We start from the raw sequence: 14,574 nt of genomic DNA, 5'->3' as shown, positions 1-14,574 counted from the left end.
GGCTCGCATCGGGGCGACGCGCCGCACCTTTCCTGAGACAGGGACGGCGGAGCCGAGGACGAGGTCGGCTGCTACAGCCCGAGCGAGTCGAGCGACGCGCGGACGGCGGCGGCCGAGTCGGCGAACTGCTGTTCCTCGCGCGGCGACATCGCGACCTCGACCACCGACCGCACGCCCGAGCGGTCGACGATGCTCGGCACCGACAGGGCGACCCCGCTGACACCGTGGTACCCGTCGAGCACGGTGCTCACCGGCAGGATGGCGTGCTCGTCGCCGAGGATGGCCTCGACGATGCGTGCACCGGAGAGCCCGATCGCGTAGTTCGTCGCGCCCTTGCCCTCGATGACGCGATAGGCGGCCGTCCGGACGTCGACCGCGATCTCGTCGAGCTGCTGCTCCGTGAAGCGCGATCCGTCGGGCAGCTCCCAGTCGAGGATCGGGACGGGGCCGATGGTCGCCTGCGACCACAGCGGCAGTTCGCTGTCGCCGTGCTCGCCGACGATGAGTGCGTGCACCGCCGAGGTCGCGACACCCGCGTGCTCAGCGAGCAACCAGCGCAGCCGGGAGGTGTCGAGGACGGTGCCGGAGGAGAAGACGCGTTCGCGCGGCAGCCCCGTGATCTGCTGGGCGGCGACGGTGAGGACGTCGCACGGGTTCGTGACGAGCATGTAGACGGCGTCCGGCGCCTGCTCGACGAGTTTCGGGAGCAGCTGCTCGAGGATGCGGATGTTCGTGCCCGCGAGGTCGAGTCGGGTCTGGCCGGGCTCCTGCTTCGCGCCGGCCGTGATCACGACGACGTCCGCATCGGCGACGACCGAGATGTCGTCACCGCCGGTGATGCTGCTCGACCCGGTGAACTGCGTCCCGTGGGCGAGGTCGAGGACCTCGGCCGAGGCCCGCTTGCCGTCGATGTCGTAGAGCGCCACCCGCCTGGCGCTGCCGCGGATGAGCGAGGCGTAGGCGAGGGACGAACCGACGCTCCCCGCCCCGATGATGGCCAGTTTCGACTTCGTGCGAGCACCCATGGCTCCATCTTGGCAGGGGCGGATGTGCGCGGTCAGGGCGCGGCACGACGGGTGTCGGGTTGTCTCGATGTCGAGGTATCCGCCCTTCGACAGGCTCAGGGACCGGACCGCCACACCCTCCGGTCACTGAGCCGCACCTTTCGGTCACTGAGCCGCACTTTTCCGTCACGGAGCCTGTCGAAGTGCCTCCGCCAACCACCGGTTCCGCGACTCGATGAGCCGTCGCAGGTGCCGGGTGAGCGCGACGTGTTCGGCCACGAGGCCGAGCGGACCGAACGGCGCCGAGAACGTGACGTCGTCGAGCATGATGGTCCGCGCCGTCCCCATCGGTCGCTCGAGTGGTTCGAAGAGGTGGACGTGGCGGAACGTCCGGAAGGGACCGGACACCTGTTCGTCGGTGAACCGGTGGGGTTCCTCGAACGCGGTGATCCGACTCGTCATCGTCCACGGCACACCGAAGTGCTTCGCCCGCCAGGTGACGGTCTCGCCGGGACCGATCAGCCCGGAGGTCACGCCGCCGACCGCCCGTTCACCGGTGTCCGCCATCGAGCCGAGGTGGGCGTCGATCGACCGCGAGAGGTCGAAGGCCTGCTGCATCGTCCCGTCGAGCTCGGTGCGGAGGCGGAAGTGGGCGGTCATGACGGTGGCGGATCAGGCGGGCTGGCCGGTGCGAGCATCGGTGGAGGCGTCGGACCCTGCGTGCACGGCGCATCGCGGGCCGCCGTCGGGCCCGTCCGCGTGCGCCTCGCACACGACCAACTGCGTCTTGCAGGAGGGGTCCGCGCAGTTCTGCAGGTGCTTCGTCGAGGCGTCGCAGACGACGCAGTGCCCGATGACGGCCGCGTGATCGCTGAACTCGAGCGAGCCACGCTTGTCGAACACGTACAGGGATCCCTCCCACAGGCCGTCGTCGCCGAACTGCTCGCCGTACCGGACGATGCCGCCGTCGAGCTGGTACACCTCGCCGAACCCTCGCGATCGCATGAGTCCCGAGAGCACCTCGCAGCGGATGCCGCCCGTGCAGTAGGTGACGACCGGCTTGTCCTTGAGGTGGTCGTACTTGCCGCTGTCGAGCTCGGCGACGAAGTCCCGGGTGGTCGCGACGTCGGGGACGACCGCGCCGGCGAACCGACCGATCTCGGCCTCGAACGCGTTCCGGCCGTCGAAGAACACGACGTCGTCGCCGCGCTCCGCGACGAGCTCATGCAGTTCCGTCGGCTGCAGGTGCACCCCGCCGCCGGTGACGCCGTGCTCGTCCACCACGAGCTCACCGGGGGCGCCGAAGGACACGATCTCCTCGCGCACCTTCACGCTGAGCTTCGGGAAGTCGCTACTCCGACGCCAGGGCGCGGGCCGGTGCCTGGCCGTGCGGACGGGGTCGTCCTCGTCGAAGCCGGAGCCGTCGCTCCACTTCACATCGAGGTCGCGGAACGCGGGGTGCTCCTTCGTCTTCCGGACGTAAAGCTTGCAGGCGTCGAGCTCGCCGCCGACGGTGCCGTTGATGCCGTCTTTCGAGATGAGGATGCGACCACGGAGACCGAGCGACTCGCAGAGGTCGCGCTGCCACAGCCGGATCGCCTCCGGGTCCGCCAGGGGAGCGAACGCGTAGTAGAGGAGGATCTTCGGGTCGGCCACCGCTCAATCGTACGTGGCGCCGACCGCGGATCGTCGGGCCGGTCCAGCGGACACGGACGTTCCGGCCCCTCGCTTGTCGAAGGGCGACAACCGCCGCCTTCCGCGCAGGTGCCAGGCCTAGGGTGGACGCAGACCTCGAAGGAGATGGCTATGCGCACTGCAGTGATCGTCGACGCGATCCGGACGCCGTCCGGCCGGGGCAAACCGGGCGGTGCGCTGAACGCCGTGCACCCGACGGACCTCCTCGCCGGCACGATCCTCGCGCTCGTGGAGCGGACCGGCATCGATCCCGCGGTCGTCGAGGACGTCTACGCCGGCTGCGTCACCCAGTCCGGCGAGCAGGGGCAGAACATCGCGCGGAACGCGGCGCTCGCCGCAGGCCTCCCGCAGGAGACGCCCGGCACCACCATCGACCGGCAGTGCGGCTCCAGCCAGCAGGCCACCACCTTCGCCGCACAGAGCGTCATGTCGGCGGGCAACGACGTCGTCATCGCCTGCGGGGTCGAATCGATGAGTCGAGCGCCGATGGGCTCCAACGTGCAGGGCGCAGACCCCTTCGGCTCCGCCCTCCGAGCCCGCTTCCCCGATGGCCTCGTCGGCCAGGGCGTCTCCGCCGAACTCATCGCCGCCCGCTGGAACCTCAGCCGCGATGAACTCGACGCCTTCGCCGCCCGCTCCCATGAGCGCGCCGCCGCGACCTGGGCGTCCGGCGGGTTCGACGGCGAGGTCGTCGCCGTCACCCTCCCCGACGGTTCCGTCGTCACGACCGACGAGACGGTCCGTGCCGGGACGACCCCCGAGGCGCTCGCCGGACTCCCTGCCGTCTTCCGCGACGAGCGGCTCGCGGCGCGCTTCCCCGAGATCGCCTGGCGGATCACGCCGGGGAACGCCTCACCGCTCACCGACGGCGCCTCCGCCGCGCTCATCATGAGCGAGGTACGGGCGCTCGAGCTGGGGCTGACGCCGCGTGCGCGTTTCGTCTCCTTCGCCGCGGTCGGGAGCGACCCGATCGAGATGCTCACCGGCATTCTCCCCGCGACCCGCCGCATCCTGGAGCGCAGCGGGCTCGACATCGACGACATCGACGCGTTCGAGGTCAACGAGGCGTTCGCCTCCGTCCCGCTCGCGTGGCAACGCGAGTTCGGGGTGGACGACGACCGGCTCAACCCGCGTGGCGGGGCGATCGCCCTCGGGCACCCGCTCGGCGCCTCCGGGACGAAGCTCCTCGCCACCCTCCTCGGCCAGCTCGAGGCGACCGGCGGCCGCTACGGTCTGCAGACGATGTGCGAGGGCGGCGGTATGGCCAACGCGACGATCATCGAGCGCCTCTGATGGGCGCGCCCACCAGGTGAAGGGAACCACGACATGGATGTGACCGGCAGCTCGGCGATCGTCACCGGCGGCGCCTCGGGACTCGGATTCGCGACCGCGACGCGGCTGGCCGGCGCCGGCGCGCGCGTCGTGCTCGTCGACCTCCCCGGCTCACCCGGGGCAGAGCGGGCCGAGGAACTCGGCGGGTTCGCGACCTTCGTGCCCGCCGACGTCACCGACGGTGAGCAGGTGCAGGCGGCGGTCGAAGCGGCGGTGTCGCGTGGACCGCTGCGGGTCGTCGTGAACTGTGCCGGCATCGCGCCACCGGCGAAGGTGCTCGGCCGCGACGGCCCGGCGGACCTCGGGGCCTTCGAACGCGTCCTGCGCGTCAACGTCCTCGGCACCTTCAACGTCATCCGGCTCACCGCCGACGCGATGCAGCACAACGACCCGGACGGCGATCCCGTCGACGGCGCCGGAGACCGCGGCGTCATCATCAACACCGCGTCCGTCGCAGCCTTCGACGGACAGATCGGCCAGCCCGCCTACGCCGCGTCCAAGGGGGCGGTGCATTCGATGACGTTGCCGATCGCCCGCGAGCTGGCGCGCTTCGGGATCCGGGTCGTGACGATCGCACCCGGCATCATGGAGACGCCCATGCTCGCCGGACTGCCCGAGGCGGCGCAGGAGTCGCTCGGGCACCAGGTGCCGTACCCGGCCCGCCTCGGCCGTCCCGACGAGTACGCCGCACTCGCGCTGCACATCGTCGAGAACGGCTACCTCAATGGTGAGACGATCCGCCTCGACGGCGCGATCCGGATGGCGCCGAAATGACCGGCTCTCCGATGCCGACGAACCCATCCACCGACCAGGGAGCCACTCCGTGACCAGCGACGACACCATCCTCTTCGAGGTGAGCGACGGCCTCGCGCACCTCACGCTCAACCGGCCCGCGAGCCTCAACGCGATCGACGACCGTGCGGCCAGACGGTGGCGCGACCTCGCCCTCGAGATCGCGGAGCGCGACGACGTCCGGGCCGTCCTGTTCGACGCCAACGGACCCGCGTTCTGCGCGGGCGGCGACGTCCTCGCGATGTCGCGGATGGGTGACGGCAGCGCAGGATCGACGGGCGCCTTCGTCACCGAGCTCGCCGACATCATCCACGAGGGCCATCGGACGCTGCAATCGGTCGCGAAGCCGATCGTCGCCGCCGTCCAGGGCGCCGTCGCCGGCGGCGGACTGGGGTTCATGCTCGTCGCCGACGTGATCATCGCATCCGACCGGGCGAAGTTCGTCAGTAAGTACGCCGACATCGGCCTCACGCCCGACTGCGGCGTGAGCACCCTGTTGCCCGAGGCGGTCGGCATGCGTCGGGCGCTCGAGCTCACCCTCGGGCCGCGGATGCTGAGCGCGGACGAAGCACTCGACTGGGGGCTCGTGACCGAGGTGGTCCCCGCCGAGCAGCTCGACGCCCGTGCCCGCGAGGTGGCCGCGTTCTGGTTGGCCGGAGCCACGGCCGCGTTCGGTCAGGCGCGGCGGCTGCTGCGCGAGAGCGTCGGCCGCGGCTATCAGGACGCCCTCGACGACGAAGCCCGCACGATCGGTGCGGCGATCGAGACACCCGAGTCGGTCGCGCGCGTCGCGGCGTTCGCCGCCGCGTCGGCGAAACGCTCGGCTGCGTCGACCACCACCACCCCGAAGGAGCCCACCGCATGACCACCCTCGCCGGCAAGACCATCCTCATGTCGGGCGGCAGCCGTGGCATCGGCCTCGCGATCGCCCTGCGTGCCGCCCGCGACGGCGCGAACGTCGCGATCCTCGCGAAGACCGACACCCCCGATCCCCGCCTCGAGGGGACGATCCACACCGCAGCGGACGCGATCCGCGAGGCCGGTGGGCAGGCGCTCCCGATCCTCGGCGACGTCCGGAACGACGACGACATCACACGGGCCGTGTTCGAGACCGCCGGTGAGTTCGGCGGCATCGACATCGTCGTCAACAACGCGAGCGTCATCAGCCTTGCTCGGACCCTCGACCTCGACGCGAAGCGGTACGACCTCATGCAGGACGTGAACGTGCGTGGCACGTTCATGCTGTCGCGGGCGGCCATCCCCATGCTGAAGGACGCGGAGAACCCGCACATCCTGTCGCTGTCGCCGCCGCTCAACCTCGACCCGAAGTGGCTCGGCGCGCACACCGGCTACACGCTCGCGAAGTACGGCATGTCGATGGTGACGCTCGGTCTCGCTGCCGAGTTCGGGCGCGACGGCATCGCCGCGAACACGCTCTGGCCGAAGACGACGATCAAGACGGCGGCGGTCGGCAACATCCTCGGCGGCGAGGCCCTCCTGGCGAAGAGTCGCACCCCCGAGATCTACGCCGACGCCGCCTACGAGGTCCTGACGGCATCGGCTCGTGAGCTCACGGGTCGGTCGCTCATCGTGGAGGACGTCCTCGCGGAGGCCGGGGTCACCGACCTCGCGAAGTACTCACCGGGCGTCGACGAGTCGGAGCTCTACCCCGACATCTTCCTGTAGCGGACGGCTCGCCCTGTCCGCTGACGGCAGAACGCGTGCTCCCCGAGCCTGGCCGACCCGCGCCTACAGTGAGAACACGCGGTCACGGAGCCCGCGCCCGCAGCCGGAAGGAGTCGCCATGTTGTACCGCGAAGCCCTCGGCGCGGCCCTGCGCACGCGTCGACTCGAACAGGGGCGCACCCTGCAGGACGTCGCGACCGCCGCAGCCGTCTCGACGCCCTACCTGTCGGAGATCGAACGCGGCCGGAAGGACGCCTCCTCCGAGGTGGTGGTGACCATCGCCGACGCGCTCCGCACCCGCCTCGACGCGCTCATGTTCGACATCGCGGACCGCTTCGAGACTGCGGCGGCTCCGATCGTCGTCGACCTGCCGCTGGCTGAGGATGTGCTCGCCCATGCGACGATCACTCCGCTGCGCCCGGCGGCCGACCCGCAGCTGCTCGCCGCCTGACCCCGACCGTCGGCGGTCGTCCGGACACGGTGCTTCGTCCCGTCCGGTGACGGCCTGCCGCTCGCTCGGCCCACCGCTCCCTCCGTCAGCCGCGGGCGAGTGCCTTGAAGGACTCGCGGAGGAGCGGCTCGGCCGTCTCCCACGTCGTGTCCACATCCCAGGCACCGAGGTCGGTGACCTCGGTGTGGCGGCCGGCCTGGTGCTTCGGCTCGGGATCGCCCGGGAGTCGCAGCCGCTGGGTGAACCCTCCGGTCGTCCGGTCGAAGTCGAGCACGTGGAAGGCGACGTTCCGGTTCCAGTCCTCGGACGGCCACGAGATGAAGTTCACGCGCACCCGCTCAGCGGACAGCGGCCCCTCGGCGACGTAACTGCCGGGGTGGTCCTCGCCCGGCGACAGGATGCGGTACGCGCCGTTCGAGCAGTACAGCAGCAGGGCCGGCACGAACGGCTTCTCCGCGAACAGTTCGGTGTAGTGGAGCGCCTCGGCTCGAACCACGTCGCCGAACAGGTGCGGGGTCTGCGGTGCCCCAAGGGTGTGCATCGGCACGGTCGTCTCCTTCGGTTCGTCAGGGGTCGGTATGCGTGTCACTCTGGCCGCGGCCGCCGTATGCGCGGTGTACGCGGGCTGGGTGGATGCGGAGAACGACGCTGGTATTCCACGGTGCCAGGAGATCGGCGCGACAGCAGGACCGTTCCACGCGAAATGTCCTGTTCCCAGGCGGTTCTCCTGCTGCGGCGCGACGGACCCGCGGGCGTAGGCTGGAGGATGCGACGCCCCGCAGCACACTCGGACGGGCCGCACCCGAAAGGAACACCCGTGATCCAGCACCACCTGCGCGTCCATCGCAGCGACGAGAACCTCGCCCGCGAAGGACAGCTCGCCTGGCAGCTCGCCCGAGTCGCGACCGATCCGGTGGAGGTGACGCCCGAGGTCGTCGACATGATCATCAACCGGGTGATCGACAACGCCGCCGTCGCAGCCGCCTCGCTCACGCGCCGGCCCGTCTCCTCGGCTCGCGCCCAGGCGCTCAGCCACCCCGTCAGCACCGGCGGCGACGGTGCCACGGTGTTCGGGCCCGACCTCGCCCGCCGCGTCTCCCCGGAATGGGCCGCCTGGGCCAACGGCGTCGCCGTGCGCGAGCTCGACTTCCACGACACCTTCCTCGCCGCCGAGTACTCGCACCCGGGCGACAACATCCCGCCCATCGTCGCGGTGGCCCAGCACGTCGGCTGCACGGGCGCCGACCTCGTCCGAGGGATCGCGACCGGCTACGAGATCCAGATCGACCTCGCGAAGGCGATCAGCCTGCACCGACACAAGATCGACCACGTCGCACACCTCGGCCCGAGCGCCGCCGCCGGCATCGGCACGATGCTCGGCCTCGACCAGGCCACCATCCACCAGGCGATCGGCCAGGCACTCCACACCACGACGGCCACTCGCCAGTCGCGCAAGGGCGAGATCTCCACCTGGAAGGCGCACGCTCCCGCATTCGCCGGCAAGATGGCGGTCGAGGCCGTCGACCGGGCCATGCGCGGCGAGACCAGCCCGTCACCGATCTACGAGGGCGAGGACGGCGTGGTCGCCTGGCTGCTCGACGGCCCCGACGCCTCCTACGACGTCCCGTTGCCCGGCGCCGGTGAGCCGAAGCTCGCGATCCTCGACTCCTTCACGAAGGAGCACTCGGCGGAGTACCAGGCGCAGGCGTGGATCGACCTCGCCCGCAAGCTGCACCACGAGCACCCGGAAGTCCTCGTGCCCGGAGCCGTGGACCGCATCGTCCTCCACACCTCGCACCACACGCACTACGTCATCGGCTCCGGCGCGAACGACCCGCAGAAGTACGACCCGACGGCGTCGCGCGAGACGCTCGACCACTCCATCCCCTACATCGTCGCGGTGGCGCTGCAGGACGGCGCGTGGCACCACGTCGACTCCTACCGTCCCGAACGCGCCACCCGCGCTGACACCGTCGAGCTGTGGCACCGGATCTCGACGGCGGAGGACCCTGAGTGGACGCGCCGCTACCACTCGCTCGACCCGGCCGAACAGGCGTTCGGCGGGCGCATCGAGATCACGCTCACGGACGGGTCGACCATCGTCGACGAGATCGCCGTCGCCGACGCCCACCCGCTCGGAGCCCGGCCGTTCGCGCGCGCCGACTACGTCCACAAGTTCCGCACGCTCGCCGCCGACGTCCTCGATGCGGAGGAGATCGAGCGTTTCCTCGCGCTCGCCGAACGCCTCCCGGAGCTCGACGCCGACGAGGTCAAGCAGCTGAGCATCCAGGCCGCCTCCGGGGTCCTCGCCTCGGCACCCCACCCGACCGGCCTGTTCTGATGCCGGCCGACCTCCAGAAGGGACCGTGCTGATGCTGTACAGCGAGACCACGCCGGCAGAGAAGCGCCGGCTGTTCCGGGAGCGACTCGCCACCGGTGAGCTGCTGCGCTTCCCGGGCGCGTTCAACCCGCTCTCGGCGAGGCTCATCGAGCAGAAGGGCTTCGACGGCGTCTACATCTCCGGCGCGGTGCTCTCCGCCGACCTCGGGCTGCCCGACATCGGACTGACGACCCTCACCGAGGTCGCCGGTCGCGCCAAGCAGATCGCCCGGATGACCGAGCTGCCCGCGATCGTCGACGCCGACACCGGCTTCGGGGAGCCGATGAACGTCGCGCGCACCGTCCAGGAGATCGAGGACGCCGGGCTCGCCGGGCTCCACATCGAAGACCAGGTCAACCCGAAGCGCTGCGGCCACCTCGACGGCAAGCAGGTCGTCGACACCTCCACCGCACTCGGCCGGATCCGTGCCGCCGTCGACGCCCGGCGCGATGCGAACCTGCTCATCATGGCGCGCACCGACATCGCCGCCGTCGACGGGCTCGACGCCGCGATCGACCGGGCCAAGCAGCTCGTCGACGCCGGAGCCGACGCGATCTTCCCCGAGGCGATGCGGTCGCTCGAGGAGTTCGCCGCCGTCCGCGACGCGGTCGACGTGCCGATCCTCGCCAACATGACGGAGTTCGGCAAGAGCGAGCTGTTCACGAGTCAGCAGCTCGCCGATGTGGGCGTGAACCTCGTCATCTGGCCGGTGTCGCTCCTCCGCATCGCGATGGGTGCCGCGGGTCGTGCGCTCGACACGCTGAACGACGAGGGCTCGCTCACGAGCAAGCTCGGTGAGATGCAGCACCGTGCCGACCTCTACGAACTGATCGACTACGAGGGCTACAACCGCTTCGACACCTCGGTCTTCAACTTCACCATCGACCGGTAGGCGTCCCCTCACCGGTGAACACCACCTGGGTCTCCGCTCCCCGAGCTTGTCGAGGGGCGAGCCGGGTGCCAAGCTCGACCGACGCGCGCAGGACGCGCGCAGGCAGTACGCAAAGGAGCAACGCATGACCGAAGCGACCAGTGACATCAAGAAGGGTCTCGCCGGCGTCGTCGTCGACGTGACGAGCGTCTCGAAGGTGAACCCGGAGACGAACTCGCTGCTCTACCGCGGGTATCCGGTCCAGGAGCTCGCCGAGCACTGCAGCTTCGAGCAGGTCGCGTACCTGCTCTGGAACGGTGAACTGCCCACGGGGGCCGAACTCGCGGAGTTCACGTCGTCGGAGCGGGGCCAGCGCGCACTCGACGACAACGTCAAGGCGGCCATCGACCTCCTCCCGACGACGAGCCACCCGATGGACGCCCTCCGGACGGCGGTCAGCGTGATCGGTGCGAACGATCCGACCGCCGAGACGAACACCCCTGAGGCCAACGCGGTGAAGGCCGCGAGCCTGTACGCGAAGCTGCCCGCGATCGTCGCGTACGACCAGCGCCGCCGCCACGGCCTCGAGCTCGTCCCGCCGCGCGACGACCTCGGCTACAGCGCCAACTTCCTCTTCATGACCTTCGGCGAAGAGGCCGATCCGGTCGTCGTCGACGCGTTCGACGTGTCGATGATCCTCTACGCGGAGCACTCCTTCAACGCGTCGACGTTCACCGCCCGGGTCATCACCTCGACCCTCAGCGACCTGTACTCGGCGGTCACCGGAGCGATCGGCGCGCTCAAGGGCGCCCTGCACGGTGGGGCGAACGAGGCCGTCATGCACGTCTTCGACGAGATCGGGACGGCTGACCAGGCCAGCGCCTGGCTCGACGCGGCGCTCGCCGAGAAGCGCAAGATCATGGGCTTCGGACACCGGGTCTACAAGAACGGCGACTCGCGCGTGCCGACGATGCTCAAGGCGCTCGAGCGGCTCGCCGAGCACTACGGCAAGCCCGAGATCCTCGAGCTGTACACGACGCTCGAAGCGGACATGGTCGCGCGGAAGAACATCAAGCCGAACCTCGACTACCCCTCGGGCCCGGCGTACAACCTGATCGGGTTCGACACGGCCACGTTCACGCCGCTGTTCGTCGCCGCTCGGATCGTCGGGTGGACGGCGCACATCGCCGAGCAGCTCGCGTCGAACGCGCTCATCCGTCCGCTGTCCGAGTACGTCGGGCCCGACGAGCGGCACGTGCCGACCGACTGAGGGACGAGTTCTCCACAGATTCGGCGGCAGCCCCCATGGCGATATTCCAGATGAGTAGCCTCGGTCCTCGTGACTGCTCTGATTCGTGCTCCGCGCTCCTTGCTCCTGCGATCCACGCTCTCGGCCCTGGCCGCTGCGACCATCCTGCTCACCGCGGTGGGAGTCCCGGTCCCGGCGTCCGCCGCTCCGCCCGTCGGTTCCATCGCCGACCCCCAGGAGCACGACGACGGACCCCGTGACGCGTTCGGCACCGGGGACGTCCCCGGTGCGCCGGACGCCGTGGCCCCTTCGGCAGGCACCTCGAGGGTGATCGGCAAGCTCGTCCTGCAGAACCGGTCCAGTGGATCCTCGGCGTACGTCGGGCTCTCCGCGCCGGAGTCGGGTCGGAACGTCCAGCGGCTGTACTCGTCCTCGGTGGGCGGAGCAGCGTCGCTCGCGGGAACGTATTCCCTCCCTTCCGTCGGTGCGGCCGGGCCGATCACCGGCGTGGGAGCCTCCTCGACGCTCTGCCTGACGCCCGCCGGCGACGGCTCCCGGGCGTTCGTCGCAGCCCGGACGTGCACCGGTTCCCCGTCGCAGGACTTCGAGTGGCGCTACGTCTCGAACACGTGGGTCGCCGGCTACGCGCTGTACCCGGTGTCGAGTCGGTACTCCCTGGGTGGGACCGACACCGACACCTTCGTCGAGCTCACGATGGACGCGCTCACCGACGTCGTCGTGGAGTCGCAGCTGGCCCCGATCGAGCCGTTCGAACTGCGTACGCCGGCGATCGGCGCCACGGTGGACACGCCGTCCCCCACGTTCAGCGGTATCGGGCAGCCCGGATCGTCCATCTCGATCCGCACCGACGCGCAGGCCCTGCTCGCGAGCACCAGTGTCCCCCTGGACTCGACGTCCTGGTCGGTTCCGTCGATCCAGCTCGAGCCCGGCCGCTACACGGGCACCGCGACCCAGAGCGGGACCGGTTCGGATGTCCAGGTGCGTTTCGACTTCACGGTCCCGTCGCCGCTCGCGCCCGGCGCCTCGATCCCCACGCCGACGCTCGCCCCCGGTCGGTCCGTGGAGGTGGAGGCGACGTTCAACGCCGATGCCGGTGGTCAGCGCATCGACGTCTACCACCCGGCGAACACGCGGATCACTGCGGTCGACCACCCGGCCTTCACACTCGACGCGTTGGGCATCGGGGGTGTCTTGCCGGTCGGCGCGACCACGCTGAGGTTCACGCTGCGGGCGAACGACGACGCTCCCGTCGGCGAGGCCACGGGCGGCAAGGTCACCTACGGTTCCTCCCGCATCACGATCGCCGACTTCACGGCGAACATCGTCCGGGCGCCGGACGAGCCGATCGCCCCCTTGGTGGTCGAGTCGCCGAGGCGCGGCGAGACGATCAGTGAGACGACCCCCGTGTTCAGTGGGACCGGCGAGCCGGGGTCGCGCATCGAGATCCGCGGCGCGTGGGGCGACGTCCTCGGCTCAGTGGAGCGGGTCGACGCGAGCGGTGCTTGGTCGATCACATGGAACAAGAGCCTTTTGCCGAGCCGGTATGCCGGAGGCACCGTGAAGCAGTTCGTGGACGGGGTACCGACGCACACCTTCGTCTACGACTTCACGATCGTCCAGCCTCGACTCGTCGTCACCTCGCCGAGAGTCGGCGACACCCTCACCGGCACCAGGCCGGTGTTCACCGGTACGGCGAACCCGGGGGCGCGGGTGCAGATCACGGGCGCGTGGGGCACCGACCTCGGCTCCGCGATCGCCGACCCACGGACCAGGGAGTGGACCATCACCTGGCCGCGTGACTATCTCCCGGCGCGGTACTTCGGCGGCACCGTGACCGAGACCGTCGGCGGCAAGGTCATCGCCTCGTCCGGGTACGACTTCACCCTCACCCAGTGAGCTGACCATCGGGCCGCCGGCCCGGTGTCACTGCACCGGGCCGGCGGCTCCTGCCTCCCCCTACCGAGCCTCCGAAGGAGCACCCATGCCCAAGCAACCCACCCTCCTCGCCGCCGCGGGCCTCGCCGTCATCGCCCTCACCGGATGCACCGACGCGGATGCGACGTCGACGACGAGCGCGTCACCGACGGTCGCCGCCGAGTCCACCACCGGTTCCGAGTACACGATCCCCGACGTCACCGATGAGTGCGTCGACGGCACGGCGACCATCGTCGACGACAGCTCGAACGTGACCATCGACGGCGACTGCGAGAACGTCGTCGTGGAGGCCTCCAACAGCATCGTGACCGTGACGGGAGCCGTCGTGAACCTCTCGTTCAACAGCTCCATCACCCTCGTGAACGTCTCGACCGTCGACAACGTCACGTTCGTCGAGGGAGCCAACGGCAACAAGGTCGCGACCTCGTCGGCGCCGGTGGTCACCGACAGTGGGGAGGGCAACACCGTCGCCGCTGACTGACCGTCGGCGATCCGGCCCAGGTGTGTCGGACGCCACACGTCGCCAGGCGTCCCAGGACCCGGGTGTTGTCGAGTCGGGACAACCGTGGTGCACGACGCCGCGCCGGCGGGATACGGTCGCATCCGTGCACCTCATCTTCCGCACCATCGCCATGTTCCTGCAGTCCCGCCGTCGAGCCCGCCGCGGCGAGCGCCTCGACACCTGGGACGTCGGACGGATCCGGTTGAGCGTGCTGCCGACCGACCTCGACGTCCTCGGCCACATGAACAACGGTGTCTACCTGTCGATCTTCGACCTCGGCCGGTGCGACCTCCTGATCCGGAACGGACTCTGGGATCGCTTCAAGCACCTGGGCTGGTACCCGGTGGTGTCGAGTGAGAGCATCACGTTCCGGAAATCGCTGCAGCCCTGGCAGCGCTTCACCGTCGAGACCCGCGTGACGGGCTACGACGACAAGGGCGTGTTCATCGAACACCGCGTCGTCGTCGGTGGCGAGATCTACACGCAGGCCATCGTCCGAGGGCGCTTCCTGAAACGGTCGGGCGGCGTGGTCCCGCTCGCGGAGCTCCTTGAGCTCACCGGCCCGGCTCCAGCAGACCTCCCTGCGTGGCAGGCGCAGTGGGCGAGAGATGTCGCTCTGCCGCCCACGAAGGCACCGGCTCCCAGTGACTGGTGAT

At 70.1% G+C, this 14,574-nt stretch carries 15 protein-coding genes; 11 read left to right on the top strand and 4 right to left on the bottom strand.

The features are described 5' to 3' along the window. Nucleotides 1–71: 71 nt before the first annotated feature. From BIU99_RS06985 to BIU99_RS06975, 3 genes are all read right to left on the bottom strand, one after another. Nucleotides 72–1,025 (bottom strand): L-lactate dehydrogenase, encoded by a 954-nt coding sequence (locus BIU99_RS06985; RefSeq protein WP_064294901.1) that lies wholly within the window; start codon nucleotides 1,023–1,025, stop codon nucleotides 72–74. Between the two features lie 165 nt (nucleotides 1,026–1,190). Further along, nucleotides 1,191–1,664: an SRPBCC family protein gene (locus tag BIU99_RS06980; RefSeq protein WP_071260447.1), complete on the bottom strand. Its 474-nt coding sequence runs from the start codon at nucleotides 1,662–1,664 to the stop codon at nucleotides 1,191–1,193. A gap of 12 nt (nucleotides 1,665–1,676) precedes the next feature. Next, the gene (locus BIU99_RS06975) at nucleotides 1,677–2,660 is read right to left on the bottom strand and encodes a rhodanese-related sulfurtransferase (RefSeq protein WP_082915982.1); all 984 of its coding nucleotides are present in this window, start codon (nucleotides 2,658–2,660) and stop codon (nucleotides 1,677–1,679) included. A 150-nt stretch (nucleotides 2,661–2,810) separates the two neighbouring features. On the opposite strand from BIU99_RS06975, the gene BIU99_RS06970 reads away from it, so the two are divergent. The 5 genes from BIU99_RS06970 (at nucleotide 2,811) to BIU99_RS06950 (ending at nucleotide 6,960) form a co-directional block, all read left to right on the top strand. After that, nucleotides 2,811–3,992, top strand: a complete 1,182-nt coding sequence (locus tag BIU99_RS06970) for a thiolase family protein (protein WP_175484363.1) — start codon at nucleotides 2,811–2,813, stop codon at nucleotides 3,990–3,992. A gap of 33 nt (nucleotides 3,993–4,025) precedes the next feature. After that, nucleotides 4,026–4,805: a 3-hydroxyacyl-CoA dehydrogenase gene (locus BIU99_RS06965; protein ID WP_071260445.1), complete on the top strand. Its 780-nt coding sequence runs from the start codon at nucleotides 4,026–4,028 to the stop codon at nucleotides 4,803–4,805. A 49-nt stretch (nucleotides 4,806–4,854) separates the two neighbouring features. Continuing rightward, complete coding sequence (locus BIU99_RS06960) at nucleotides 4,855–5,688, top strand: enoyl-CoA hydratase/isomerase family protein (protein WP_064294897.1); 834 nt, start codon at nucleotides 4,855–4,857, stop codon at nucleotides 5,686–5,688. Then, nucleotides 5,685–6,509 carry an NAD(P)-dependent oxidoreductase gene (locus tag BIU99_RS06955; protein ID WP_064294896.1) on the top strand — a complete coding sequence of 275 codons (825 nt, stop codon included), beginning with the start codon at nucleotides 5,685–5,687 and terminating at the stop codon, nucleotides 6,507–6,509. Before BIU99_RS06960 ends, BIU99_RS06955 begins: the two co-directional genes overlap by 4 nt. A gap of 118 nt (nucleotides 6,510–6,627) precedes the next feature. Beyond that, complete coding sequence (locus BIU99_RS06950) at nucleotides 6,628–6,960, top strand: helix-turn-helix domain-containing protein (RefSeq protein ID WP_064294895.1); 333 nt, start codon at nucleotides 6,628–6,630, stop codon at nucleotides 6,958–6,960. Between the two features lie 85 nt (nucleotides 6,961–7,045). On the opposite strand, the gene BIU99_RS06945 is transcribed toward BIU99_RS06950, so the two are convergent. Continuing rightward, entirely contained in the window at nucleotides 7,046–7,507 is a 462-nt protein-coding gene (locus BIU99_RS06945; protein ID WP_139205362.1) for a hypothetical protein, read from the bottom strand. A 270-nt stretch (nucleotides 7,508–7,777) separates the two neighbouring features. Here BIU99_RS06945 and BIU99_RS06940 point away from each other — a divergent pair, with 270 nt between their 5' ends. The 6 genes from BIU99_RS06940 to BIU99_RS06915 all read left to right on the top strand — a co-directional run bounded on the left by BIU99_RS06940 (nucleotide 7,778) and on the right by BIU99_RS06915 (nucleotide 14,573). Continuing rightward, a complete protein-coding gene (locus tag BIU99_RS06940; protein ID WP_254773591.1) occupies nucleotides 7,778–9,301 on the top strand; it encodes an MmgE/PrpD family protein in 1,524 nt (507 codons plus the stop codon). 31 nt (nucleotides 9,302–9,332) lie between these two features. Continuing rightward, entirely contained in the window at nucleotides 9,333–10,232 is a 900-nt protein-coding gene (gene prpB, locus BIU99_RS06935; protein WP_064294892.1) for a methylisocitrate lyase, read from the top strand. A 124-nt stretch (nucleotides 10,233–10,356) separates the two neighbouring features. Further along, nucleotides 10,357–11,481 (top strand): bifunctional 2-methylcitrate synthase/citrate synthase, encoded by a 1,125-nt coding sequence (locus tag BIU99_RS06930; protein WP_071260442.1) that lies wholly within the window; start codon nucleotides 10,357–10,359, stop codon nucleotides 11,479–11,481. A gap of 69 nt (nucleotides 11,482–11,550) precedes the next feature. Continuing rightward, on the top strand, nucleotides 11,551–13,377 hold the full coding sequence (locus tag BIU99_RS06925) for a hypothetical protein (protein WP_139205361.1): 1,827 nt from the start codon (nucleotides 11,551–11,553) through the stop codon (nucleotides 13,375–13,377). A gap of 85 nt (nucleotides 13,378–13,462) precedes the next feature. Beyond that, nucleotides 13,463–13,897 carry a hypothetical protein gene (locus BIU99_RS06920; protein WP_071260440.1) on the top strand — a complete coding sequence of 145 codons (435 nt, stop codon included), beginning with the start codon at nucleotides 13,463–13,465 and terminating at the stop codon, nucleotides 13,895–13,897. A gap of 124 nt (nucleotides 13,898–14,021) precedes the next feature. Continuing rightward, nucleotides 14,022–14,573 (top strand): thioesterase family protein, encoded by a 552-nt coding sequence (locus BIU99_RS06915; RefSeq protein ID WP_071260439.1) that lies wholly within the window; start codon nucleotides 14,022–14,024, stop codon nucleotides 14,571–14,573. Nucleotide 14,574 lies beyond the last annotated feature (1 nt).

This window comes from Plantibacter sp. MMLR14_011, from assembly GCF_001865025.1.
Classification (GTDB): Bacteria; Actinomycetota; Actinomycetes; order Actinomycetales; family Microbacteriaceae; genus Plantibacter; species Plantibacter flavus_A.
This window is presented reverse-complemented; position numbering and strand designations above follow the sequence as displayed.